A 24,054-nucleotide genomic window follows, 5' to 3' on the forward strand; every position below is an offset into this window, starting at 1 on the left:
GTCCGTTCCGGGGCGGCCGATTGACAAGGCCCGCGGCGCCCCCACATCTGCGGCCACTCCGCCGGGCGCCACTCGGCCCCGTCCCCCCGAGGAGCCGCCATGCCCGTCGTCGTCGTCGAATCCCCCGCCAAGGCCAAGACGATCAACAAGTATCTCGGGCCCGACTACACCGTCTTGGCCAGCTACGGCCATGTCCGCGACCTGCCCCCGAAGGACGGCAGCGTCGACACCGAGCACGGCTTCGACATGAAATGGGAGGTGGACGCCGCCTCCAAGAAGCACGTGAAGGCCATCGCCGACGCGCTGAAGGACGACCCCGAGCTGATCCTCGCCACCGACCCCGACCGCGAGGGCGAGGCGATCTCATGGCATCTGGCGGAGGAGCTCGGCCGCCGCCGCGACACCGCGAAGAAGGTGAAGGAGCACCCGCCCAAGCGCGTGGTCTTCAATCAGATTACCAAGAACGCCGTGACAGAGGCGATGAAGAGCCCCCGGGAGGTCGACGCCCCCCTCGTCGAGGCCTATCTCGCGCGCCGCGCGCTGGACTATCTCGTGGGGTTCAACCTCTCGCCCGTGCTCTGGCGCAAGCTGCCGGGCGCGAAGTCGGCCGGGCGCGTCCAGTCCGTCTGCCTGCGCCTGATCGTAGAGCGCGAGATGGAGATCGAGGCCTTCAAGCCGCGCGAGTACTGGTCCGTCACCGCCCAGCTGGAGACACCGCGCGGCAAGGGGTTCGAGGCGCGCCTGACGGTTCTCGGCGGCAGGAAGCTGGACAAGTTCGACCTCGCGACGGAGGTGGACGCGGACCTCGCCGTCCAGGCGGTCAACTCGCGCGACCTCGCGATCAAGTCGGTCGAGGCCAAGCCAACGACGCGTAACCCCGCCGCGCCTTTCATGACCTCGACCCTCCAGCAGGAGGCGAGCCGCAAGTTCGGCATGGGCGCCCGCCAGACCATGAGCGCGGCGCAACGCCTCTACGAGGCGGGGCTGATCACCTACATGCGGACCGACGGCATCGACATGGCGCCCGAGGCGGTGATGGCGACGCGCGACTACATCAAGGCGGAGTACGGCGAGGACTACCTCCCCAATTCCCCGCGCATGTACAAGAACAAGGCCAAGAATGCCCAGGAAGCGCACGAGTGCATCAGGCCCACGGACGTCGCCGTGGCGCCGGCGAAGCTGCGCCTCTCGGACCCGGACCAGCGCAAGCTCTACGACCTGATCTGGAAGCGCACCGTGGCCTGCCAGATGGCCGCCGCGAAGCTGGAGCGGACGACCGTGGACATCGCCTCCGCCGATGGCGAGGTCGAGCTGCGCGCCACCGGCCAACGCATCGCCTTCGACGGGTTCATCACCGTCTATACCGAAGGCCGCGACGAGCCGTCCGAGGACGAGGACGGTAAGATCCTGCCCCAGATCATGCAGGGCGAGGCGGCGAAGAAGCTGTCGGTCGATCCCGCCCAGCACTTTACCCAACCCCCGCCGCGCTACACCGAGGCCACGCTGGTAAAGCGGATGGAGGAGCTGGGGATAGGCCGCCCCTCGACCTACGCCTCGATCGTCACGACGATCCAGGACAGGGGCTACGTCGTGAAGGAGAAGGGCCGCCTGATCCCGGAGGACAAGGGCCGCCTCGTCACCGCGTTCCTCTCCAACTACTTCAGCCGCTACGTGGGCTACGACTTCACCGCCGAGCTGGAAGGGGAGCTGGACGACGTCTCCGCCGGGGAGCGGGACTGGAAGGACGTGCTGGGTCGCTTCTGGGTCGATTTCTCCGCCGCAATCGAGGAGACGGCCGACCTGCGGATCGGCGAGGTGCTCGAGAAGATCAACGAGGTGCTCGAGCCGCATCTCTTCCCCGATCCCGGCGACGGGACCGACCCGCGTCTCTGCCCCAATTGCGGGGCAGGTCGCCTGTCGATGCGGACCGCTCGTTCGGGCGGGGCCTTCATCGGCTGCTCGAACTATCCCGAATGCCGCTATACCCGCCCCTTCGGACCCCCGGGGGCCGAGGGCGAGGACGGCGGCATCCCGCCGGAAGGAAAGCTTCTGGGCGAGGATCAAGGCGACCCGATCACCCTGCATAAGGGTCGGTTCGGGCCGTTCGTCCAGCGCGGCGAGGGCGCCGAGGGCGAGAAGCCGCCCCGCGCCTCCGTCCCGGAGACCTGGCCACTCGAGGGCGTCGATCTGGAGAAGGCGGTGCGCCTCCTCTCCCTGCCCCGTCTGGTCGGGCAGCATCCAGAGGATGGCGTGAACATCTGGGCCGCCATCGGACGCTACGGCCCCTACGTGAAGCACAACGACACCGTCGGGCGCGGCGGATCCTCGGCCTCGCTCGACGACGTGGAGGAGGTGTTCACCGTCGGCATGAACCGCGCGGTGGAGCTTCTCGCACAGAAGGCCGCCAGCCGCGGCGGACGGGGCCGCGCCGCCGCAAAGCCGCTTCACGAGGTCGGCGAGCACCCGGAGGGTGGCCCGATCGCGGTGATGGAAGGACGCTACGGCCCGTACGTGAAGTGGGAGAAGGTCAACGCCACGATTCCGAAGGACGTGAAGCCCGAGGATGTGAACCTCGACCTCGCGCTGGAACTGATCGCCGAGAAGCAGGCGAAGAAAAGCAAGAACAAGAAGAAGACCACGCGCAAGCCCGCGGCGAAGAAACGAAAGGCGGCCGGCGGCAAGTCGGCGGCCGGTTGAGGACGGTGGCTGCTAGACCGCAGTCACCGTCCAGGCATCCCAGTCCGTCCATTCGTGGCCGTCATACGCCCGTATGCGGAGGTCGCTGGAATCACCGGCATTCGCGTCGGCCTTGAAGTAGATATCGGCGAGCATCGTCGCGTCGAACTCGAACGGAGTGGCGGCATCGACGTAACGGGCCCCTTCCTCCTCCACGACGTAGAAGTTGGGGGGACCTTCTCGATCTTCTATTTGACAAAGGAGGAAAGGCGCGTCGTCTCGATGGGAGTAGGTGGCGACGGTATCGAGGCGGACCCACGAACCGGCGGCTAGGTCGAGATCCTCCACTGCCATGGTCGCAGGTTTCGCCGCCCTCTGGGTGGTGAGGTCGAAGGCGGACCAGGCGGACCAGTCCTGCCCGTCATAGGCCCTCATCCAGAGCGTCTGGGTGCCCGCATGGGCGTCGCCCTGCAGGCCCAGAAGCGCCGGCGGGAACACCGAGGCCCCGCCCGAGGCGTCCCGCGCCACGCCCTCCACCAGCCAGTTGTGCCCGCCCGAGGGGTCGTAGATGCGGTAGTGCGTCGGCACGTCGCCATCCGCGTCCGAGAAGGTCGCGAACGCCTCCAGCCCCAGCCGCTCGCCCGGCGCGAGCGTCACGTCGCGGACCGAAAGCTCGGGCACGTGGTTCGCCGCCCTCTGGGTGGTGAGGTCGAAGGCGGACCAGGCGGACCAGTCCTGCCCGTCATAGGCCCTCATCCAGAGCGTCTGGGTGCCCGCATGGGCGTCGCCCTGCAGGCCCAGAAGCGCCGGCGGGAACACCGAGGCCCCGCCCGAGGCGTCCCGCGCCACGCCCTCCACCAGCCAGTTGTGCCCGCCCGAGGGGTCGTAGATGCGGTAGTGCGTCGGTACGTCGCCATCCGCGTCCGAGAAGGTCGCGAACGCCTCCAGCCCCAGCCGCTCGCCCGGCGCGAGCGTCACGTCGCGGACCGAAAGCTCGGGCGCGTGGTTGGAGAGCTGGCTGCTGAGCGTCGCCAACAGGTTGTCCCCCCCCGATCCCTGTGGGTTCGAGAGGCGTATGGACGTCGCCCCGTCGACATGGATCACGACGTCTCCATCGGCTTGCGAAACCGTCGTGGCGCGGATCTTCGATGCCGGAAGGGCCGAGAGATCGATCCGGTCTGTTCCGATCACGAAGTCGGTGATCGTGTCGTGCCCGTCGCCGTCCGCGAGGACGAACGTATCGGCCCCCTCCCCGCCTTCGAGGATATCGTCGCCGCCGCCGCCTGCAATGGTGTTGTCCGCGTCGTTTCCGATGATCGCGTCTGCGAAACGGGTGCCGTTCGCATTCTCTATGCTGGTCCCGAAGGCAATGCCGATATTGTTCGTCATGCCGTGGGTAGAGGAGTAGGCGCCGGGCCGCAGATCGATATGCGCGCCTTCGCGGACGGCCTCGCCCGAAAGGTCGAACGTGTCGGTGCCGCCGGCGTCGTATATCGTCAGGACGGGCCCCTCGTTCACCTGGAAGTCGAAGACCGCGTCGATGCCGGGCGTCGCGCCGTAGCCGTAGGTCGTGTCCTCCGCGCGGGTCGCCGCGTTGGCGGCATAGCCGCCGAAGCGCCCGTCGAAGTTCCCAGCGGTCAGCGCGAGGATGTCGTAGACCATCGGCGTCTGGGGATACTGATAGCTCCAGCGTCCGTCCGCCTCCCGGAACCAATGCTCGGTGCCGGAGTCGTCCGATCCGGCGCGGAAATAGGACATGACGGTGTATCGATGCGTATCCTGACGGAATTCGGCGTCGTCCGCGTAGGTGATGCCGCCGCCGTCGCTGGCGTCGTACCGGCCAGGATGCCCGAGGCCGAGCGCGTGCAGGAACTCGTGCAGGATCGTGGTCACGCCGTAGCTGCCGTAGTCCAGGTTCTTGGACGCGTTGCTCGACCAGTTCTGGTCGAAATGGATGTCGGAGGATGCGATCCGGCCCGACGAGACGTAGTAGCTCGTCGAGGCATAGGTTCCTTTGCCCGCGCTGGCGTTGAACGAGATGTCGCCGCCCGTCCCGACGAGGCGGAAGTCGACGTCGATCAGCGCACCAACCTGTGCGACCGCCTGCTCGATCCACGCCCGGTGGGTGGCGTCCAGCGCGTTGCCGCGCGTGCTGACGTCCCCGTAGGAGTAGGTAAGCGCATCGCGCGCCCAATGTAGGCCGCGCTGGGTCAGCGCGTCGGCGATTTGCTGGTCCGTGAATGCCTCGGGGCTCGGCATGGTCCCTCCCGTTCGGTCGATCGTGAGATTGAATTCTTCAGCGGTCGGGGGAGGCGATGCGCCGGCGCCCGATTGACGCCCCGGCGCCGCCCGGTAGTGTCGCGCTGCAAGCCAGGGGAGCGTGCATGGACAAGATCCGACCCGATGCCGCGGCGGCGCTCGAGGGCCTTCTCCACGATGGGATGCTGATCGCGGCTGGCGGCTTCGGCCTGTGCGGCATACCAGAGCTTCTCCTTGCCGCCATACGGGACGCGGGTACGAAGGATCTGACTTTCGCCTCCAACAATGCGGGGGTGGACGATTTCGGCATCGGCATCCTCTTGCGGACACGGCAAGTCAGGAAGATGCTTTCGTCCTACGTCGGCGAGAACGCGGAGTTCATGCGACAGTACCTGGCCGGAGAGCTCGAAATTGAGTTCAATCCTCAGGGAACCTTGGCCGAGCGGATGCGCGCGGGCGGAGCGGGCATCCCGGGCTTCTACACCAGGACCGGCGTCGGCACCCAGGTCGCCGAAGGCAAGGAGGTGAAGACCTTCGACGGCGAGGACTACATCCTCGAGCGGGGAATCGTCGCGGACCTCGCCATCGTGAAGGCCTGGAAGGCGGACGACACCGGCAACCTCGTGTTCCGCAAGACGGCCCGCAACTTCAACGTCCCCGCCGCGAGCTGCGGGCGGATCTGCGTCGCCGAGGTCGAGCAGATCGTGCCCCGCGGCAGCCTCGATCCCGACACGATCCACCTGCCCGGCATCTACGTGCACCGCCTCGTCCAGGGTGAGCACGAGAAGCGCATCGAGCAGCGCACCAACCGGCCCCGCGCGGCCGCCGGCAGCACCGGATGACCGACCCGAAACCTGCCTTGGGGGCGGTCATCGACGAGGCCTCCGCCGACCTCGCCTTCAGCCGGGCGACCGTCTCGATCGTGCTGACGAATCCGAACGTCGACGACAATCCGATCGTCTACATCAACGAGGCCTTCGAGGAGTTGACGGGCTACGCCAAGTCCGCCGTCGTCGGGCGCAACTGCCGCTTTCTGCAGGGCCCCGACACGGATCCGGCCGACGTGGCGCGCATCCGCGACGCGATCCGCGCGAGGGAAGAGGTGGCGATCGACCTTCTCAACTACCGCGCCGACGGCGAGGCTTTCCTCAACCGCCTCCTCCTCGCGCCGGTCTTCGGAGAGGGGGGGCAGGTCCAGTACTTCCTCGGCCTTCAGAAGGAGATGACCGCCCGGGACGTCGAGGACGCGGGAGGGCGCGCGGCCGCCGCCGACAGGATGCGGGCCGTCCAGTCGCGGGTGCGCGCGCATCTCGCGGGGGTGATCGACACGATCCTCGACCATCCCAACGCCGGTTGCTCGGAGAGGGAGCTCCTCTCCCTCAACCGGAGGATCGAGACGCTGCAGTTTCTCTACGAGGAGATGATCCGCCCCGCCCCCTTCGGCCGCAACGACGGGCGCGTGGCGCTGGGGGCCTACATCGCCCGCGTGGGCAACGCGCTCGCGCACGTGGAGGGGCGCCCCGGCATCCGGGTCAACATCGCCTCCGTCGACCTGGCGGCGGGCGTCGACGTCTCGACCCGCCTCGGCCTCCTCGCGTCCGAGTTGCTGACGAACGCCCTTCGCCACGCCTTCGAGGGACGCGCCTTCGGCTCGGTCGAGCTGCGGGTCGTCACCCTCGCGCAGGGCGGGTTGCGGATGACCGTGGCGGACGACGGCATCGGCATCCCGGAGGGAGAGCCCTTTCCAGCAGGCGGCGCGCGGGGCGGTCGCATCGTGCGGCGGCTGATCGAGGGGATGGCCGCTTCGATCGCCGTCAGCCGCGGCCTCGCCGGAACGGTCGTGACCGTCGATGTCGGCGCGGATGCCCTCGCCGGCGGAGGCGGCGCGCGCTGCGGCACCGTGACGGCCGGAGAGTAAGGAGAAGCCCATGCCCTGGAACCGCGATCAGATGGCCGCCCGCGCCGCCGAGGAGCTGGAGGACGGCATGTACGTCAACCTCGGCATCGGCATCCCGACGCTGGTGGCGAACCATGTGGGCGACAAGGACATCACCCTGCAATCCGAGAACGGGATGCTGGGCATGGGCCCCTTCCCGGAAGAGGGCGAGGAGGATCCCGACCTCATCAACGCCGGCAAGCAGACCATCACGGAGCTGGACCGCACGGCCTATTTCGACAGCGCGACCTCCTTCGCGATGATCCGGGGCGGCAAGATCGCCGTCGCCGTCCTCGGCGCGATGGAGGTGGCCGAGAACGGCGATCTGGCGAACTGGATGATCCCCGGCAAGCTCGTGAAGGGCATGGGGGGGGCCATGGACCTCGTCGCGGGGGTCGGCAGGGTCGTAGTGGTCATGGACCACCAGAACAAGAAGGGCGAATCGAAGCTTCTGCGGACATGCACCCTGCCCCTGACCGGCAAGGGCGTGGTCGACCGGATCGTCACGAACCTCGGTGTGCTCGACGTCGTCGGGGGCGGCCTCAGGATCGTCGAGACCGCGCCAGGCGTTTCGGAGGACGACGTCCGCGCCGCGACGGAGGCGCGGATCGTCTAGACACGTCGCGCCGGCTGGCGCGTGGCGGCGGCGGGACGGATGAGGCGCGTCGCCGGTGCGGCGGGTTCCAGGGGGCCTTCCGGATCGGTGCGCCGAAGCCGACTAGGGCCGTCAGCCGCCGCTGACCGGAACGACGAACGCGCAGCCGTCGGACGGAAGCTCGGGCGGCGTCGCGCAGAGGAGGCGGGCGACCCGCCAGGCGGCGAGGACCTTCGGGACATAGGTGCGCGTCTCGGCGAAGGGGGGCACGCCGCCATGGTCGTCGACCGCCCCCTCCCCCGCGTTGTAGGCGGCGAGCGCCAGCACGGCGTCCCCGTCGAACCGGCGCATCAGCCAGTCGAGATAGGCGATGCCGCCGCGGACGTTCTCGGACGGGTCGAAGGGGTCGGCGACGCCGAACCGCTCCGCCGTCGCGGGGATGAGCTGCATCAGCCCCTGCGCCCCGGCGCCGCTGACCGCTTCGGCGCGCCCCGCGGATTCGGTCGCCATCACCGCGAGCGCCAGCGCCGGGGAAACGCGGGTGCCGGCGGAATGCAGGAGGAGCGGTCCCCCGTGCGCCGCCGCCATGCGTCCCAGCGCCTGTGCGGACGGCGCGCGGAGCGGGCCGCCCTCGACGGCCCTGACCGCGGCGTCGAACCGCCCGGCGGTGGCGGCACGCGCGGGGTCGACCGCCGTCCAGAACCACCCCGCGGCCTGCTGGCGCGAGGGCGCCGGGGCCGCCGGGGCCGGCGCGGCGGCCTCGGGCGGTGCGGGGACGATCTGGACCGTGATCCGCCGGGCGACGCCGGCCGCCGGCAGCCCCACGCGCCTGGCGCTGAATTCGGGGAACGCGGATGGCTCGGCCCCGAGGGGCCCGGGCGAGGACGCGCCCAGCACCACGGCGAGGGCGAGGGCCTTTCCGGTCGAGATTGCGTCCATCTCGTAGCCCCATTCGACCATATCGCGGCCGTTCCGGCCGGCTTCCTGTTCGATCCTGCCGGTTCGAGGTCGGATCGCGCAACATTCGGCGTCGTATGCTCGCTTCATAGCGCCTGCAGCGCCACAGTTGGGCCGGATCGTGGCCGATAGGCTGGTTTGCCCTGCGTTTGCAGGCGCAGGCCTGCTGGAAGATGGCTCGCCGCGCCCTCTGGGGACTTGAAGACACCCCAAACCGGTTTCGCCCTTGCCCCGATCGCGCCCAATTCGGCCGGAATACCTTCCCCATCGCCGAGTGGCGGGGCCCCGGAAAGGTCGGTCCGCAACGCCGAACGGAGATGAGTGAAACCGAACTTTTCCCGTGGAAGGAACCCCACATGCAGTTCTTCAAGCTCGCCAACCGCTTCGCCCGTGACGAAGACGGCGCCGTCACCGTCGACTGGGTCGTGCTGACCGCCGCCATCGTGGGCCTCGGCATCGCCGTCGGCGCCTCGATCCGCTCGGGCGTTCAGAAACTGACGACCGACGCGACCAACGAAATTACCGGATACGAAATCAACACCGATGAGTTCCCCGGGTCCGGCGGCAACGGCGGCGGCGGCGAAGGCGGCGGCGAGTAACGTTTGATGCCCTGCCCTGCTCCGCAGCGGCAGGGCATCCTTGCAGTATCTCAGGCGTGATAGGGTACGTGAGCACCCCATACCGCCCCCTCCGGCCGTAATCACGGCCTGCGGACATCGAACATCACAGGGGCGGCCGCTCGCGCCGAGATATGCCCCGGCGAGATGAGTAACAGCCAGCCGAAGCGGCCCGACCGTTCGGATGCGGACAGAGCAAGCAGCGGGCCCAGACGCCGGGGTACGAAAGACAGAGGATCGACGTGAAACGCAGCAGCCATCTCCACCGCTTCCTTCGCGACGAGGACGGCGCCGTGACCGTCGACTGGGTCGTCCTGACCGCAGCTGTCGCCTTCATCTGCATCGCCGTGGGCCTCGCGCTGCGGCCCGCGCTCGCCGACCTGACGGGGGACACGAACGGGGTGATGCTGGCATACGACATCGAGACCGAATTCGAAGAGTAGCTCAGGTCGGCCGGGCCGCTGAAGGGCCCGCCAAGCCGCAGGAAGGGCCGCGCCATCCGGAAGGGGCGCGGTCCTTGGCATATGGGGATCCCGTTCCGCCACCGCCGGAGCCACGCCCCGCGCCCGCACCCTGCCCGCCGCAACGCCGCCCCATTCACCGTTCACGAACGGGCGACAGTCCACCCATAATTCCCGAATCGAAAGGCCAAAACCATGCGACTCATCTTCGGTCTGGTGCTTCTCGCCGGGCTCGGCCTGGCTGGGTTCGCCGTCTATCTGGCCAAGGGCACCTTCGGGCAGTCCGCCGCCGAGGCCAGCGCCCTCAGGGACGAGGTCGTCGCCCTGCGGGGGCGGATGTCCACCATGGCCCCGGTCTTCGTCGCCGGCCGCGACCTCGCCTACGGCGACCGCCTGACCGAGGACGACGTGCGCGTGATCCTCTGGCCGGAGGAGGAGATCCCCGGCGACGCCTTCCGCATCGTGGACGGCGAGAACGACCTCTTCGCCGGCGAGGACCGCCGCACGGTCCTCTTCGCGATGGTCGAGGGCGAGCCGATGCTTCCCGCGAAGCTGACCGCGCCCGGCGAGGACGCGGGCCTCGTCGCGCGCCTGACGCCGGGCCACCGCGCCTTCGCGATCCCGGTCGACGCGGCGTCGGGCGTGTCGGGCTTCCTCCGCCCCGGCGACCGTGTGGACGTCTACTGGTCCGGCAGCGTCAACGGCGAGACCGAATCGGGCGCCTCGGGCGACGTGACGCGGCTGATCGAATCGAACGTGCTCATCGTCGCGGTGGACCAGGACGACGGCGCCGACCGCACCTCCGCCCGCTTGGCGCGGACGGTGACGGTCGAGGCCCTGCCCCGCACGGTCGCCGCGCTGACGCAGGCCCAGGCGACGGGCCGGCTGACCCTGTCCCTCGTCGGCATCTACGACGACACGGTCGCCGAGCGGATCGAGATCGACCAGCAGGAGCTTCTCGACATCCGCGAGGTGCGCGAGGTCGCCCGTCCGGCGCGCGCGCAGGTCTGCACCATCCGTACCCGCCGGGGCGGCAGCACCGTCGAGGTTCCGGTGGCCTGTCCGGAATGAGCCTTTCTACCACGGGTTGTTGCCCGATCGGCACGCATGCCGAACCCCGGGGGCGCGGCATCTATGTGAAAAGACCGCGCTTCGGGCAGGATGACAGCGAGCGCGGACATGAGATCCCGCCAAAGAGCAGAACTCGATCCGAAGAGGCAGGTCGACCATGATTCCCAAAGTTCTTCGCGCGACGCCACTGGCGCTCGCGCTGGCCCTCGGTCCGGCGGGGCTCGTCGTCCCCGAACCGGCCGCGGCGCAGACCCTCTCCGTCCTCAGCGGCCCCACCTCGGGGCCCCTCCGGGTGCCGATGAACCGCGCCGTCGTCGTGGAGAGCGACATGCCCTTCGCGGAGCTGTCGATCGCAAACCCCGACATCGCCGACATCTCGACGCTGTCCGACCGGACGGTCTACGTCCTGGGTCGCACGCCCGGGCGCACGACCCTGACGATCCTCGGGCCGGACGGCGGCCTTCTGTCGAACGTCGAGGTTCAGGTGACCCCCGACGTCGCCGAGTTTCGCGAGCGCCTTCAGCAGATCCTGCCAGGCGAGAACATCGACGTGCGCACCGCGAACGACGGCATCGTGCTCTCGGGCGTAGTCTCGTCGATCCAGCGCCTCGACCGTGCCCTCTCGCTGGCGCAGCGCTACGCGCCCGAACGGGTCTCGAACCTGATGTCCGTCGGCGGCAACCAGCAGGTCATGCTGAAGGTCCGCTTCGCCGAGATGGGCCGTTCGGTCAGCCGCAGCCTGGGCGGCGGCATCGGGATCGGCATCGGGGGGGACGGCGACCTCGCCGGATCGGCCATCGGTCTCGGCACGCGGGTGCCCGCGTCCGCAGGCGGCGCGGTCGCCGGAACCGGCATCTTCGAGCTCGCCCTCGGCGACGCGTCGGTGGACATTCTGCTCGACGCGCTCGAGCAGCGCGGCCTCACCCGCATCCTCGCGGAGCCGAACCTTACCGCCCTCTCGGGTCAGGAGGCGACCTTCATCGCCGGGGGCGAGTACCCCGTTCCGACGGTGCAGCCGGGCGACGACGGCGAGAACCCCACCGTCCTGATCGAGTACAAGCCCTTCGGGGTCGAGATGGACTTCATCCCCCGCGTGGTGGACGGGGACATCATCAACCTCGAGCTGGCGGCCGCGATCTCCTCGCTCGACCCCTCGGCGGGCGAGATCGTGAACGGGCAGGCCGTGCAGGGCTTCCGCTCGCGCGCGACCTCGACCACCGTGGAGATCAGGGACGGCGAGAGCTTCGCGATCGCGGGCCTCCTGCAGGACGATTTCCGGGACTCGAACAACCAGGTGCCGTTCCTCGGCGACATCCCGATCCTCGGCGCCCTCTTCCGTTCGGCCGAGTACCAGCGCGACCAGACGGAGCTGGTCATCGTGATCACGGCGCATCTCGTGCAGCCCACCCGCGGCGGGTACGCCCTGCCGACGGACAACGTCCGCCTGCCGACCGAGCGGGAGCTGTTCCTGCTCGGCCGGACGGAAGGCGCGCCCACCACGGGCCCTGCGGCCGAAGTGGCGCGGCAGAACTTCCAGGGCTCGTACGGCTACGTGCTGGATTGAGGAGAAGAGCGATGAAGACCATCCTGACCACGACGATCCTCGCCTTCGCCTTGACCGGGTGCGGCGGGCTTCTGAACGACCCCAGCCTCGACCGGACCGCCGGCGCGACGCGCAACGCCCAATTCGGCGACGCGACGATGACGAACATGATGATAAGCACTGGCCAGCTGGGCTATGCGGAGGCGCTGCAGGCGAGGTTCGAGAGTGAGGTTCCGAGCACCGTCCTGTTCGAGTTCGACTCGGCCACGCTGACGCCCCGGGCCCAGCAGGTCCTCGACCGGCAGGCGAGCTGGATGCGGCAGTTCCCCGAGCTGGGCTTCTCGGTCTACGGCTACGCCGACGCGGTCGGCCCCTCCGCCTACAACGAACGCCTGGGCCGGGCGCGCGCGGAGGCGGTGCTGCGGTATCTCGTCTCGCGCGGGGTGCCACGCAGCCACCTCGAGGCCCTGGTCTCCTACGGCGAGGATCGCCTGGCGGTGCAGACGTCGCAGCGCGAAGTGCGCAACCGCCGCGTCATCACGACCGTGTCCGGCTTCGACCAGAGGCATCCGACGGTGCTCGACGGACGCTATGCGGAGATCATCTACCGCGATTACGTCGCCTCGGCCGTACCCCCGAGCCAGCTGTCGCTGGCGACGAGCACCGGGGCCGTCGCGAACAACTGATCGGAGGCCGATCGCGGGAACAGGGAACGGGCGGCCCCGAGGGGTCGCCCGCTCTCGTTTCGTCACCATGCTTTACCCCCATCCGGGCGCATTGTCGCCGGATTCGGCCACTATCCCATTCCGCGAGAAGGACCGTTCAGAAGCCCGGCGGGCGTCCTGACGGCATCAACGATCCGCGAAGGCGGACGCAGCGAGGATGAGCGACATGACCGTCAGCGCCGATTCCGAGAGCGACGCGGCCCCGATCCGGGCCTGCACGATCAGCCGCGACCTCGACAGGTTCGACGCGTTGATCGACGACATGGAGACCGCGTTCGGCGAGGGATGGGGCGATCTTTCCTTCGAGGAGGCCGCCGTGTTCCTCGGGCAGCCGGAGGCAGCGGAGATGGAGTTCGTCGCCATCGCCCTCGACGGCGAGGACGAGGGGCGGGTGGACGAGGCCGAGGCGGTGATAGCCGCCGCCCGCTCCGCCGGGGTCGCGGTCATCCTGGTGACGGACGGCCTGGCCCCGGCGGCGCTGCATCGGCTGATGAAGTCGGGCGCATCGGCCTTCCTGCCCTATCCCATCCCCTCCGGCGAGCTCGTCGAAGCCATCGCGACCCTCGAGGCGCCGCGCGTGCAAGCCGACCTCGCCGGAGGGGACCTCGTCCAGATGGCCCGCCCCGGCGCAGCGGCCCCGGCGGGCGACCGCTCGGCCGTCGTCGTCGCCGTCCACGGCATGGCCGGGGGCACCGGCGCGACGACGCTGGCGGTCAACCTCGCCTCCGAGCTGGCGACCGCGCCGAAGGGGATCTCGCCGCCGAAGGTGGCGCTGATCGACCTCGATCTGCAATTCGGCGCGGTCGCGACCGCCCTCGACCTGCCCCGCCGAGAGGCGGTGACGGAGCTTCTCACCGAGATCGAGGACATGGACGTCGAAGGCTTCATCCAGGCGCTGCAGCCGGTCGGGGAGGCGCTGCACGTCCTGACGGCGCCTTCGGACCTGCTGCCCCTCGACCTGCTCGGCCCCGAGGAGATCGAGCGCCTTCTCGAATTCGCGCGCGTCAACTTCGACTACGTCGTGATCGACCTGCCGCACGCCTTCGTCTCCTGGACGGAGGCGGTGATGAACGCCGCCCATCTCTATTTCGGCACGCTCGAGCTCGACATGCGCTCGGCGCAGAACGCGCTGCGGGTGATCCGGGCCCTGAGGGCCGAGGCGCTGCCGGTCGAGAAGATCCGCTGGGTCCTGAACCGGGCGCCGAAGGGGATGGACCTGCAGGGCAAGGCCCGGGTCAAGCGCATGGCCGAAAGCCTGGAGATCAAGCTGGACCTGCAGCTGCCCGACGGGCTGAAGCCCGCGCAGCAGGCAGCGGACGCAGGCAAGGCCCTTGCCGAGGTCGCCCCGAAGAATCCCCTCCGCCGCGAGATCGAGAAGCTCGCCCAATCGATCCATGAGCGCAACGTCGGCGAGGAGGCCGCCTGATGTTCGCCAAGTACAAGAAGGAGAAGGGCACGCCCGTCGCCGCGACCGACGCGGGCGCCGCTTCGCCCGAACCGGCCGCGAAGGCCGCGCCCAAGGTCGCCAGGCGGCAGGCGCCGAAGGCCGCCGCGCCCGCCCCCGCCGACAAGGAGACGCGCCGCAAGGAACGGCTGTCCGAGATCAAGACCGAGATGCACCGGCGCCTTCTCGACCAGCTCAACCTCTCCGCGCTCGAGCATGCAAAGGAAGCCGACCTGCGCGCCGAGATCCAGGCCATCGTGGCCGAGGCGTTGGAGGAGCTCGCAGTCGTCCTGAACCGCGAGGAGCGGACGGTCCTCATCCAGGAGCTCTACGACGAGGTCACGGGCCTCGGCCCGCTCGAGCCGCTGCTGAAGGACGACGACGTCAACGACATCCTCGTGAACGGCCCTCAGCGCGTGTTCATCGAGCGCAAGGGCAAGCTCGAGCTGTCCGACGTCACCTTCAAGGACGAGCGGCACCTCCTGCGGATCATCGACAAGATCGTCTCGGCCGTCGGCCGGCGCGTGGACGAGTCCAACCCATACGTGGACGCCCGCCTGAAGGACGGCTCGCGCTTCAACGCGATGGTGCCGCCCGTGGCCGTCGACGGCAGCCTCGTCTCGATCCGGAAGTTCAAGAAGGAGAAGCTCGGGATCGACGACCTCGTGGACTTCGGCGCCTTCTCCGAGGAGATGGCCGCCTATCTCGAGGCCGCCGTCGCCACCCGCCTCAACGTGATCGTCTCCGGCGGCACGGGCTCGGGCAAGACGACGACCCTGAACGCCTTGTCGAGCTTCATCGACAACGCCGAGCGCATCCTGACCATCGAGGACACCGCCGAGCTCCAGCTTCAGCAGGTCCATGTCGGCCGGATGGAATCGCGCCCCGCCAACGTCGAGGGGAAGGGCGAGGTCTCGCAGCGCGACTGCCTCAGGAACGCGCTCCGCATGCGTCCCGACCGCATCATCGTGGGCGAGACCCGCGGCGAGGAGGTCATCGACATGCTGCAGGCCATGAACACGGGCCATGACGGCTCGATGACGACGATCCACGCCAACAGCGCCCGCGACGGCGTCAGCCGCCTCGAGAACATGATCGCGATGGCGGGCATCGAGATGCCGATCAAGGCGGTCCGCTCGCAGATATCGTCGGCCGTCAACCTCATCGTGCAGGCCAGCCGCCTCCAGGACGGCTCGCGGCGCATGACGTCGATCACCGAGGTCACCGGGATGGAGGGCGACGTCATCACCATGCAGGAGATCTTCAGGTTCCAGCGTACGGGCCTGACGCCGGACAACAAGATCATCGGCCATTTCACAGGCTGCGGCGTCCGCTCGGCCTATTCCGAGCGCTTCCGCATCTGGGGCTACGATCTGCCGAACGAGATATACGAGCCCGTCGCGCTGCCCGGAGGCGCGCGATGACCAGCGAGCTGATCGTCTACGGCATCATCTTCGTTGCCGTCGTGGTGCTGGTCGAGGGGGTGTACCTCACAGTCTTCGGCAAGGACATCTCGCTGAACCGCAACGTCAACCGCCGCCTCGCGATGATCGAGAAGGGCGAATCGCGGCAGGAGGTCCTCGCCAAGCTCCGCAAGGAGATGAACCAGCACCTCGCCGCGAAGCGGCTGCCGCTCTATGCGATCCTGGCGGACAAGGCGCAGAAGGGCGGCGTGGCCTTCACGCCGACGCAGCTGATCATCCTGATGGTCGCGCTGACCATGATGTCGTTCGTCCTGCTTACGGTCGGCACGGCCACGGGCGTCGCGGTGCGGGCCATCATATCGGTCGCCTTTGGATGCGGCGGCGTCTGGTTCTGGGTGAACGGCAAGGCGAAGAAGCGCATGGCCCTGATCGAGGAGCAGCTTCCCGACGCGGTCGAGCTGATGGTCCGCTCGCTGAAGGTCGGACATCCCTTCTCCTCCGCGGTCAACATCGTCGCCAAGGAGGTGAACGATCCCCTCGCCTCCGAGATGGGCGTGATCGCGGACGAGGTGGCCTACGGCAAGGACATGGGCGACGCCTTCAAGGTCATGGCGGACCGCCTCGACCTGCAGGACCTTCGCTTCCTCGCGGTGGCGGTGACGATCCAGCAGCAATCAGGCGGCAACCTCGCCGAGATCCTCGCCGGCCTCGCGGCGGTCATCCGCTCGCGCTTCCGGCTCTTCCGCCGCGTCAAGGCGATCACCGCCGAAGCGCAGTGGTCGGGCATGTTCCTGTCGATGTTCCCGCTCGTCGCCCTGGCGCTGATCCTGATCTTCAAGCCGGACTACTTCGACGCCGTCAAAGAGCATCCCTACTTCATCTACGGCTGCTTCACGGTCGCCGGGTTCCTGGTCGCGAACCTCGTCGTCATGAAAAAGCTCGTTAACATCAAGGTTTGACGCTGATGCAGCCCCTCATCGACGCACTCGGCCCGGACGGCGCGCTCTACGTTCTGGGCGGCACCGGCATCCTGCTGGTGCTTGGCGCGCTGGTGGCCTTCCTGAAGCCCGGCGCGGACCCCTATCGCCGCCTGGACCGCAAGGGCGCGATCGCCACCGGCGGCGCCCCCGCCGCCGCGGAGGCAGGCCGCCTGCGCGAGAGCGGCGAGAAGAAGCTCGAGAAGTTCTCCGGCTTCCTCGAGCCGCAATCGGAGGAGGAACTCACCGAGATCAAGCGGAAGCTCCAGCAGGCCGGCTACACGAACCGCGACGCGGTCTCGCTCTTCTATCTCAGCCAGGCGGTGCTGGGCATCGGGATGATGGCCCTGGGGGGCTTCTACGTCTGGATGAACCTGGGCGCGGAGCCGCCCATGTCGACGACGACCATGGTCCTCGCGATCCTCGGCCCCGGCGTCGGGGGCTACTACATGCCGAAGAGGTACATAGCCTCGCGCGCGAAGGCCCGCGAGGAGGAGATCGTCTCAGGCTTTCCCGACAGCCTCGACCTCATGCTCGTGTGCATCGAGGCCGGCCAGTCGATGGACCAGTCCATCATCCGCGTCGCCAACGAGCTTCAGATTTCATATCCCGCACTCGCGGCCGAGTTCGAGCTGGTCGCCTACGAGATGAAGGCCGGCAAGGACAAGGCGCAGGTGTTTCGGGACATGGCCGATCGTTGCGGCGTGCAGGACATCACCTCGTTCACCACCGTCCTGATCCAGTCGCAGACCTTCGGCACCTCGATCGCCGATGCCCTGCGCGTCTACGCCGCCGAGATGCGGGACAAGCGTGTGATGCGTGCGGAGGAGAAGGCCAACAAGCTGCCGACGAAGATGACGCTGGCCACGATGATGCTGACGCTGCCGCCATTGCTCATCATCCTGCTCTCCCCCTCCATCCTCGAGATCATGGCCGTCCTCTCGGGCGATTCCTCCTCGACCACGTTCTGACCGCGGCCCGGGGGACACGCCGGCCCGCCGCGCGGCGGCGCGGTCCCTCCCGCCTGCCCGCCCCCAGGGGTTAGAGGGGCCTTCATGCTTCGGATCGTCCTGCCCGCCTGCGCCGTCCTCGTCCTTCTCGCGGCCTGCATGCCGCCGGGCGGGCCGCAGGCGCTGACCCCCGACGAGGCGCTGACGCGGGGGCTGACGGCCGCCGCGCTCGGCGACCACGAGGCGGCGCTGACGCTCTACACCCGCGGCCGGCTGGGCCGCCCGGACGACGCCCGCCTTCTCGCCGCCCAGGGCGCGAGCGCGCACGCCCTCGGACGGGTGAACCAGGCCGAGCCGCTCCTGCGGCGCGCGCTGGCGTCCGATCCCGAACTTCCGGCGGCCTGGAACACCCTGGGCCTCCTCCTCCTCGACACGGATCGCGCGCCCGCGGCGGTACGCGCGTTCGAGCGGGCCTTCGCCCTCACCCGTGGCAGCAGCGCCTCGATCCGCGCGAACCTCTCCCGCGCGATGGAGATTCGCGACGGCGCCCGCTACGCTCCGCCGGAGGAAGCGTCCGCGACGCTGACCTACCGGGGCGGCGGGGACTACCTGCTCTCGACCGACGACTAGGCGCGCGGACCCGAGCGGAGGCAAGGAATGACCCTCGGACACGCGCGCCGGAACGTCGGCGCCATTCTGGCGATCCTCGCCCTTTCGGCATGTGGCGGACCGAAGGGCGCGGACGTCTCGCGCGGGGCGACCGCGAGCGACATCATCGACGATGCCGATCTCAACGACATCATGCTGACGGTCGGCGACCCCGGGACCGCCGTCGCGCATTTCGCCCGCCTCGCGGAGGAGCAGCCCGAGAGGGTGGAGCTGCGGCGCGGGCTGGCCAAGTCGCTGACCCGCGCCGGCCGCAACGCGGAGGCCGCCACGGCATGGCGCGAGCTGCTCGCGATGGAGGGCGCCGATGTCGACGACCGGGTCGAGCTGGCCGGCGTCCTCGTTCGGATGGGCGACTGGGCCGGCGCGCGTGCCGCGCTCGACGCGATACCGCCGACGCACGAGACGTTCCGCCGGTACCGCCTGGAGGCGATGGTCGCCGACAGCGAGCAGGCCTGGGACCGCTCCGACAGCTTCTACGAGACCGCGCTCGGTCTCACGGCCGCCCCCGCGGGGGTCTTGAACAACTGGGGCTTCTCGAAGCTGTCGCGCGGCGAGCATGCCGGCGCCGAGCGCCTTCTCGAGCGGGCGCTGCGCGACGATCCCGGCCTCTTCACGGCGAAGAACAACCTCGCCCTGGCCAGGGCGGGCCAGCGCAACTACACGCTGCCGCCCGTCGCGCTGACCCAGGAGGAGCGGGCGCAGCTTCTGCACACGATGGCGCTCGCGGCCATCCGGCAGGGCGACGTGAACACCGGCCGCTCGCTTCTCAACGACGCGGTCGAGAGCCACCCGCGGCATTTCGATGCCGCCGCCCGTGCGCTCCAGGCCCTCGGCGGCTGATGACCCCCGCCGAAAACCCCTACATCTGGCTCCTGATCGCCGCCGTCCCCTTCTGCATGGCGGCCGTCTGGACCGACCTCACGCGGATGAAGATCCGTAACTGGACGGTTCTCGGCCTCGTCGCCGCGTTCCTCGTGGCGGGGACGCTCGTCCTGCCGCCGGCGACGGTCGCGAGCCAGATCGCCCAGGCGGCCGTCGTCCTTTGCGTGACCTTCGTCCTGACCATGCTCCGCGGGATGGGCGCGGGGGATGCGAAGTTCCTCGCGGCGACGGCGCTCTACGTGCCCCTGGCGGGGGTGCCGCTCTATGCGGTCGTTCTCTGCGCTACCGTGATCGCGGGGTTCGTCCTGCACCGGGGCGCGCGCGCGATCCCCGCCCTGAGGGGCGTGGGATGGGAGAGCTGGTCGCGGCAGGACTTCCCGATGGGCCTCTGCCTCGGCTCGTCGCTCGTGATCTTCCTCGCGCTCGCCGCGACGGGCACCTGACGTCCCGTACGCCGCCGCCGCGGGGTAGGCGCGCGGTGGGCGCCCGCGCCTTCCTGTGCGTCTCGCCCGACATTCGCGCCGGCTGCCGCCATATCGTTTCCGTCCTGCCCCGTTTCCGCCGCGACGCCGAGGGAAACGGTCCCGGACCGGCATCCGCCCGCCCGCCGATGCCGCGACCCGCGATGCAGGAGGCACCCGCATGGACATGAGCGCCCGCGCCGTCATGGCGCCCCCGGTTCCCGCCCGTCCGCTCGACACCGGGCTGGACATGACGACGATGCGCGACCTCGTCCTGAAGACGATCTTCCGCACCAACGTGGACAGCGCGACCGTCCTGGCCAAGCGCATCTGCATGCCCACCGGCGCCACGCAGGAACTGATCGACCTCTGCCGCGACCAGCAGCTCCTCGAGGCGATGGGGACCCTCGCCGCGGGCAAGGGGGGCGAGATGACGTATCGCCTCTCCGATCTGGGCAAGAAGCGCGCCGAGGCGGCGTTGGCCCAGTCCGAGTATTTCGGCCCCTTCCCCGTTCCGCTGGAAAGCTATCGCGAGCAGGTCAAGCGCCAGTCCATCCGGGACGTCGCGATGACCCGCGACAAGTTGGAGGGCGCGATGGGCCACCTGATCCTGCCCCCCGACCTCATCGACCAGCTCGGGCCAGCCGTCGGGTCCGGCCGCTCGATCCTGATGTACGGCCCGCCGGGAAACGGGAAGTCGTCCATCTCGAACGGCATACGCGACGCGATCGGCGAGACGCTCTACGTGCCGCACGCGATCATCTATCAGGGACAGATCATCACGGTCTACGACCCCATCGTGCACACCCCCGTCCCGGCGGCCGAGGAGGACACGACCTCGATCCGCCGCCGTTCGGGCGGGCATGATCCGCGCTACGTCCATTGCGAGCGGCCGGTGGTCATCACGGGCGGCGAGCTGCGCGTCGACATGTTGAACCTGACTTACAACCCCGTCGCACGGACCTATCAGGCGCCCCTGCAACTCAAGTCGACTGGCGGCGTCTTCATCATCGACGACCTCGGCCGCCAGGAGGAGCCGCCCCAGGCCATCGTGAACCGCTGGATCGTCCCCCTGGAGGAAGCGAAGGACATCCTCGCCCTCCAGTCGGGGGAGAAGTTCGAGGTTCCGTTCGACACGCTCGTGGTGTTCTCCACCAACTTTCATCCGAACGAGATATTCGACGGCGCCGCGCTCCGCCGGATCTTCTACAAGATCAAGATCGACGGGCCGGACCGCGACGGGTTCCTGAAGATCTTCTCGCTCGTGGCGAAGAAGAAGGGCGTGCCGATGGACCGCGACGCGATCCTCTACCTCCTGCGCGAGAAGTACCCGACGATCGACAACAACTTCGCCAACTACCAGCCGATCTTCCTCGTCGATCAGCTCAAGGCGATCTGCGATTTCGAAGGCATCCCCTACCAGATGCGCCCCGACCTTCTGGACCGCGCCTGGGCGAACATGTTCGTGAAGGAAGAGAAGATCGCCCACTGACGTACGGCCTTCCTGCGGAACGGTCCGGGCGCAGGCGACGTTGGCAAGCCATGCGCATCCCCATCCTCCTACTGCCGATCCTTCTGGCCGCCTGTGCCAGCGGGCCCTTCGCCTCTGGACCTGGAGGGGGCGGAAGCGGCGGCGGCGGCCCTGAGGCGAAAGCCAGGCTGCTGATCGACGTGGAGAACCTCGACCTCCACCTCCGGCGGGCACGGATCGAGTTGGAGGTCGACGTCGAGCAGCTCGCGCGGATCCTGCAGGCGGCGCGCGGCTAGCCGGGATCGCGGCCTCTCGGAAGGTGGCGGCCTCGCCTGATCGCGCCCTCGCCCGAGGACGGGCGATCCATCCCGCATGCGCCCGCCTCGACACGCCCAAGCCGCACCCCCCGCCGCATGGCATCGACGACGCCGCCGCGTCATCCGGGTCCATGCCTCCGCCGCGACTCCAACCCGCGGAGAAAGGCCCTAGTTCGGGTTCATGCTGCCCGAACGCTTCGCAACATGGTTCGCCGACCGGGGCTGGTCGATCCATCCCCACCAGCAGGAGATGCTGGAGCGCAAGGACGATCCCGCACTCCTCCTCATCGCGCCGACGGGGGGCGGCAAGACCTTGGCCGGGTTCCTGCCAACCCTCGTCGAGCTCGAGGACGGCGCGCATGAAGGCATCCACACTATCTACGTCAGCCCGCTGAAGGCGCTGGCCAACGACATCAAGCGCAACCTCGCCACCCCTATCGCGGAGATGGCCCTGCCCATCCGGGTCGAGGATCGGACCGGCGACACCAGCCAGACCCGGCGCAAGCGCCAGCGTGCGGACCCGCCGCACGTCCTGCTGACCACGCCCGAGTCCCTCGCCCTGCTGCTGAGCTACGAGGACGCACCGCGCATATTCCGCGGCCTCCGAAGGGTCATCGTGGACGAGATACACGCCCTCGCCGAGAACAAGCGGGGCGACCAGCTGATGCTGCTCCTCGGGCGGCTGCAGACCCTCGTACCGGGGATGCGACGCGTCGGCCTCTCGGCGACGGTGGAGGATCCGGAGGCCATGGCCGACAGGCTGCGCTTCCACCCCGACCCCTGCACGATCGTCTTGGCCGACCCCGGCCCAGAGCCCGACATCGCCATGCTGACGTCCCCCGATCCGCCCCCCTGGGCGGGCGGCGGGGGGCGTTACGCGATCCCGGCCATCCTGGACGAGGTCAGAAGGCACACTACCACGCTCATCTTCCACAACACCCGCGCGCAGGCCGAGATCTTCTTCCACGCCCTCTGGCTCGCGAACGAGGACGACCTGCCCATCGGCATCCACCACGGCTCCCTCTCGCGCGAGCAACGCCAGAGGGTCGAGGCCGCCATGGCCGAGGGCGAGCTGCGGGCCATCGTCTGCACGGCCTCGCTCGACCTGGGGATCGACTGGGGGGACGTGGACCTCGTGATCCAGATCGGCGCGCCGAAGAACGTCAAGCGTCTCGTGCAGCGGATCGGACGGGCCAACCACCGCTACAACGCGCCGTCCAAGGCCCTTCTCGTCCCGGCGAACCGGTTCGAGGTGCTCGAATGCGTCGCCGCCCTCGACGCGGTGCGCGAGCGCGACCTCGACGGCATCCCGCCCGGCCCTGGCGGGCGGGACGTCCTGTGCCAGCACATCCTCCTGACCGCCGCCGCAGGCCCGTTCGACGCGGATGCCCTCTATGGGGAGGTCCACCGGACGGGCTGCTACACCCACGTCACCCGGCCCGAGTTCGACGCCTGCCTGCACTTCACCGCGACCGGCGGCTACGCCTTGCGTGCCTACGACCGATACCAGCGCATCCGCGAGATCGCCCCCGGCCGCTGGGCCCTGCGCGACCCGCGCCAGGCGCGGCGCATCCGCATAAACCTCGGCACGATCATGGACACGGACGTGATGAAGGTCCGGTTGAAGAACCGCCTCGGCGGCGCCCCGTTGGGCGAGGTCGAGGAAGGGTTCGCCAACTCCCTCGTGCCGGGCGACACGTTCCTGATGGCGGGCCGGGTCGTGCGCTACGTGAACACGCGCGAGCTGACCGTCGAGGTGACGCGGAACCCCTCCAAAGAGCCGCGGATCGCCACCTATATTGGTCTGAAGTTCGCCACCTCGACCGAGCTCGTGGATCGCGTCTACGACATCCTGCACCACGGCCACCCGGACCTGCCGGCCCATACCGTCGGCTGGCTGGCCCTGCAGAAGCGCCGCAGCCATCTGCCGACCCGCGACCGCATCCTGGTCGAGTCCTTCGAGATGGACGCGCGCGAGCACACCGCGATCTACGCCTTCGCGGGGCGCAACGCGATGCAGACGCTCGGCATCCTCCTGACCAAGCGGATGGAGGAGGCGGGCCTCGACCCGCTCGGCTTCGTCGCGACCGACTATGCCCTCGGCATCTGGGGGCTGGAGCGTCTGCGCGATCCCGCCCCCCTGTTCACGCTGGAGAACCTGCAGGACGGCCTGGACCGTTGGTTGAACCAGAACCAGCTGATGAAGCGTACCTTCCGCAAGGCGGCGACGATCGCCGGGCTTCTCGACCGCAACACCGCGCAGGGGCGCCGGTCGGGCCGTCAGGCGACGTTCAGCTCCGACATCCTCTACGACACGCTAATGAAGTACGAGCCGGACCACCTGATCCTCGACATCACGCGCGAGGAGGCGATGCGCGGCCTCGTCGATTTCGCCCGCATCGAGGAGATGCTGTCGCGGACCGAAGGCCGCGTCGACCATGTCGAACTGGATCGCCCCTCGCCCTTCGCGGCCCCCCTCTTCCTCGAGCGAGGCCGCGTGCCCGTCGAGGGCGCGGGCCGCGAGCGCCTCATCATGGAAGAAGCCGGCGCGCTTCTCGAGGCGGCAGGCCTCGACCCGTCAGGCGTGCCGGAGAAGCCCTACGCCGATGCGGGCTGAAG

Annotated in this window: 21 protein-coding genes; 19 read left to right on the forward strand and 2 right to left on the reverse strand. The window is 69.1% G+C overall.

The genetic code is table 11. The features are described from left to right. Positions 1–99 precede the first annotated feature (99 nt). Positions 100–2,697 carry a type I DNA topoisomerase gene (gene topA / locus BCF33_RS06065; RefSeq protein WP_106159973.1) on the forward strand — a complete coding sequence of 866 codons (2,598 nt, stop codon included), beginning with the start codon at positions 100–102 and terminating at the stop codon, positions 2,695–2,697. Positions 2,698–2,709: 12 nt separating this feature from the next. Here topA and BCF33_RS06070 read toward each other — a convergent pair whose 3' ends face one another. Next, positions 2,710–4,935 carry a M10 family metallopeptidase gene (locus BCF33_RS06070; protein WP_106159974.1) on the reverse strand — a complete coding sequence of 742 codons (2,226 nt, stop codon included), beginning with the start codon at positions 4,933–4,935 and terminating at the stop codon, positions 2,710–2,712. Between the two features lie 125 nt (positions 4,936–5,060). Here BCF33_RS06070 and BCF33_RS06075 point away from each other — a divergent pair, with 125 nt between their 5' ends. Genes BCF33_RS06075 through BCF33_RS06085 form a run of 3 tightly spaced genes read left to right on the forward strand, consistent with a single transcriptional unit; the run spans position 5,061 to position 7,487 of the window. After that, a complete protein-coding gene (locus tag BCF33_RS06075; protein ID WP_106159975.1) occupies positions 5,061–5,777 on the forward strand; it encodes a CoA transferase subunit A in 717 nt (238 codons plus the stop codon). After that, positions 5,774–6,853 (forward strand): PAS domain-containing protein, encoded by a 1,080-nt coding sequence (locus BCF33_RS06080; protein ID WP_106159976.1) that lies wholly within the window; start codon positions 5,774–5,776, stop codon positions 6,851–6,853. The genes BCF33_RS06075 and BCF33_RS06080 overlap by 4 nt, the downstream gene beginning before the upstream one ends. Before the next feature lie 10 nt (positions 6,854–6,863). Then, the gene (locus BCF33_RS06085; protein WP_106159977.1) at positions 6,864–7,487 is read left to right on the forward strand and encodes a 3-oxoacid CoA-transferase subunit B; all 624 of its coding nucleotides are present in this window, start codon (positions 6,864–6,866) and stop codon (positions 7,485–7,487) included. Positions 7,488–7,598: 111 nt separating this feature from the next. On the opposite strand, the gene BCF33_RS06090 is transcribed toward BCF33_RS06085, so the two are convergent. Beyond that, complete coding sequence (locus BCF33_RS06090; protein WP_106160236.1) at positions 7,599–8,405, reverse strand: lytic transglycosylase domain-containing protein; 807 nt, start codon at positions 8,403–8,405, stop codon at positions 7,599–7,601. A gap of 374 nt (positions 8,406–8,779) precedes the next feature. Here BCF33_RS06090 and BCF33_RS06095 point away from each other — a divergent pair, with 374 nt between their 5' ends. The 15 genes from BCF33_RS06095 (at position 8,780) to BCF33_RS06165 (ending at position 24,052) form a co-directional block, all read left to right on the forward strand. After that, positions 8,780–9,022, forward strand: coding sequence for a Flp family type IVb pilin (locus BCF33_RS06095; RefSeq protein WP_106159978.1), 243 nt, complete (start codon positions 8,780–8,782; stop codon positions 9,020–9,022). 260 nt (positions 9,023–9,282) lie between these two features. Next, positions 9,283–9,483, forward strand: a complete 201-nt coding sequence (locus tag BCF33_RS06100; protein ID WP_106159979.1) for a Flp family type IVb pilin — start codon at positions 9,283–9,285, stop codon at positions 9,481–9,483. Between the two features lie 213 nt (positions 9,484–9,696). Continuing rightward, positions 9,697–10,572 carry a Flp pilus assembly protein CpaB gene (cpaB, locus tag BCF33_RS06105; RefSeq protein ID WP_106159980.1) on the forward strand — a complete coding sequence of 292 codons (876 nt, stop codon included), beginning with the start codon at positions 9,697–9,699 and terminating at the stop codon, positions 10,570–10,572. A 157-nt stretch (positions 10,573–10,729) separates the two neighbouring features. Further along, positions 10,730–12,136, forward strand: coding sequence for a type II and III secretion system protein family protein (locus BCF33_RS06110; RefSeq protein ID WP_106159981.1), 1,407 nt, complete (start codon positions 10,730–10,732; stop codon positions 12,134–12,136). Between the two features lie 11 nt (positions 12,137–12,147). Further along, positions 12,148–12,801, forward strand: a complete 654-nt coding sequence (locus BCF33_RS06115) for an OmpA family protein (protein WP_106159982.1) — start codon at positions 12,148–12,150, stop codon at positions 12,799–12,801. Positions 12,802–13,006: 205 nt separating this feature from the next. Further along, positions 13,007–14,266: a CpaE/TadZ family protein gene (locus BCF33_RS06120; protein WP_106159983.1), complete on the forward strand. Its 1,260-nt coding sequence runs from the start codon at positions 13,007–13,009 to the stop codon at positions 14,264–14,266. Next, entirely contained in the window at positions 14,266–15,708 is a 1,443-nt protein-coding gene (locus BCF33_RS06125) for a TadA family conjugal transfer-associated ATPase (RefSeq protein ID WP_106159984.1), read from the forward strand. Before BCF33_RS06120 ends, BCF33_RS06125 begins: the two co-directional genes overlap by 1 nt. Then, positions 15,705–16,667 carry a type II secretion system F family protein gene (locus tag BCF33_RS06130; RefSeq protein WP_106159985.1) on the forward strand — a complete coding sequence of 321 codons (963 nt, stop codon included), beginning with the start codon at positions 15,705–15,707 and terminating at the stop codon, positions 16,665–16,667. The genes BCF33_RS06125 and BCF33_RS06130 overlap by 4 nt, the downstream gene beginning before the upstream one ends. 5 nt (positions 16,668–16,672) lie before the next feature. After that, positions 16,673–17,656, forward strand: coding sequence for a type II secretion system F family protein (locus BCF33_RS06135; RefSeq protein WP_106159986.1), 984 nt, complete (start codon positions 16,673–16,675; stop codon positions 17,654–17,656). A gap of 84 nt (positions 17,657–17,740) precedes the next feature. Continuing rightward, positions 17,741–18,265 (forward strand): tetratricopeptide repeat protein, encoded by a 525-nt coding sequence (locus BCF33_RS06140; protein ID WP_106159987.1) that lies wholly within the window; start codon positions 17,741–17,743, stop codon positions 18,263–18,265. Between the two features lie 27 nt (positions 18,266–18,292). Continuing rightward, complete coding sequence (locus tag BCF33_RS06145) at positions 18,293–19,144, forward strand: tetratricopeptide repeat protein (protein ID WP_106159988.1); 852 nt, start codon at positions 18,293–18,295, stop codon at positions 19,142–19,144. Then, the gene (locus BCF33_RS06150; RefSeq protein ID WP_106159989.1) at positions 19,144–19,629 is read left to right on the forward strand and encodes an A24 family peptidase; all 486 of its coding nucleotides are present in this window, start codon (positions 19,144–19,146) and stop codon (positions 19,627–19,629) included. Before BCF33_RS06145 ends, BCF33_RS06150 begins: the two co-directional genes overlap by 1 nt. 199 nt (positions 19,630–19,828) lie before the next feature. Continuing rightward, positions 19,829–21,139: a P-loop NTPase family protein gene (locus BCF33_RS06155; protein ID WP_106159990.1), complete on the forward strand. Its 1,311-nt coding sequence runs from the start codon at positions 19,829–19,831 to the stop codon at positions 21,137–21,139. A 50-nt stretch (positions 21,140–21,189) separates the two neighbouring features. Further along, entirely contained in the window at positions 21,190–21,414 is a 225-nt protein-coding gene (locus BCF33_RS06160; RefSeq protein ID WP_106159991.1) for a hypothetical protein, read from the forward strand. A 202-nt stretch (positions 21,415–21,616) separates the two neighbouring features. Further along, on the forward strand, positions 21,617–24,052 hold the full coding sequence (locus BCF33_RS06165; RefSeq protein WP_106159992.1) for a ligase-associated DNA damage response DEXH box helicase: 2,436 nt from the start codon (positions 21,617–21,619) through the stop codon (positions 24,050–24,052). Positions 24,053–24,054 lie beyond the last annotated feature (2 nt).

The sequence above is a fragment of the Hasllibacter halocynthiae genome (assembly GCF_003003095.1).
GTDB lineage: Bacteria > Pseudomonadota > Alphaproteobacteria > Rhodobacterales > Rhodobacteraceae > Hasllibacter > Hasllibacter halocynthiae.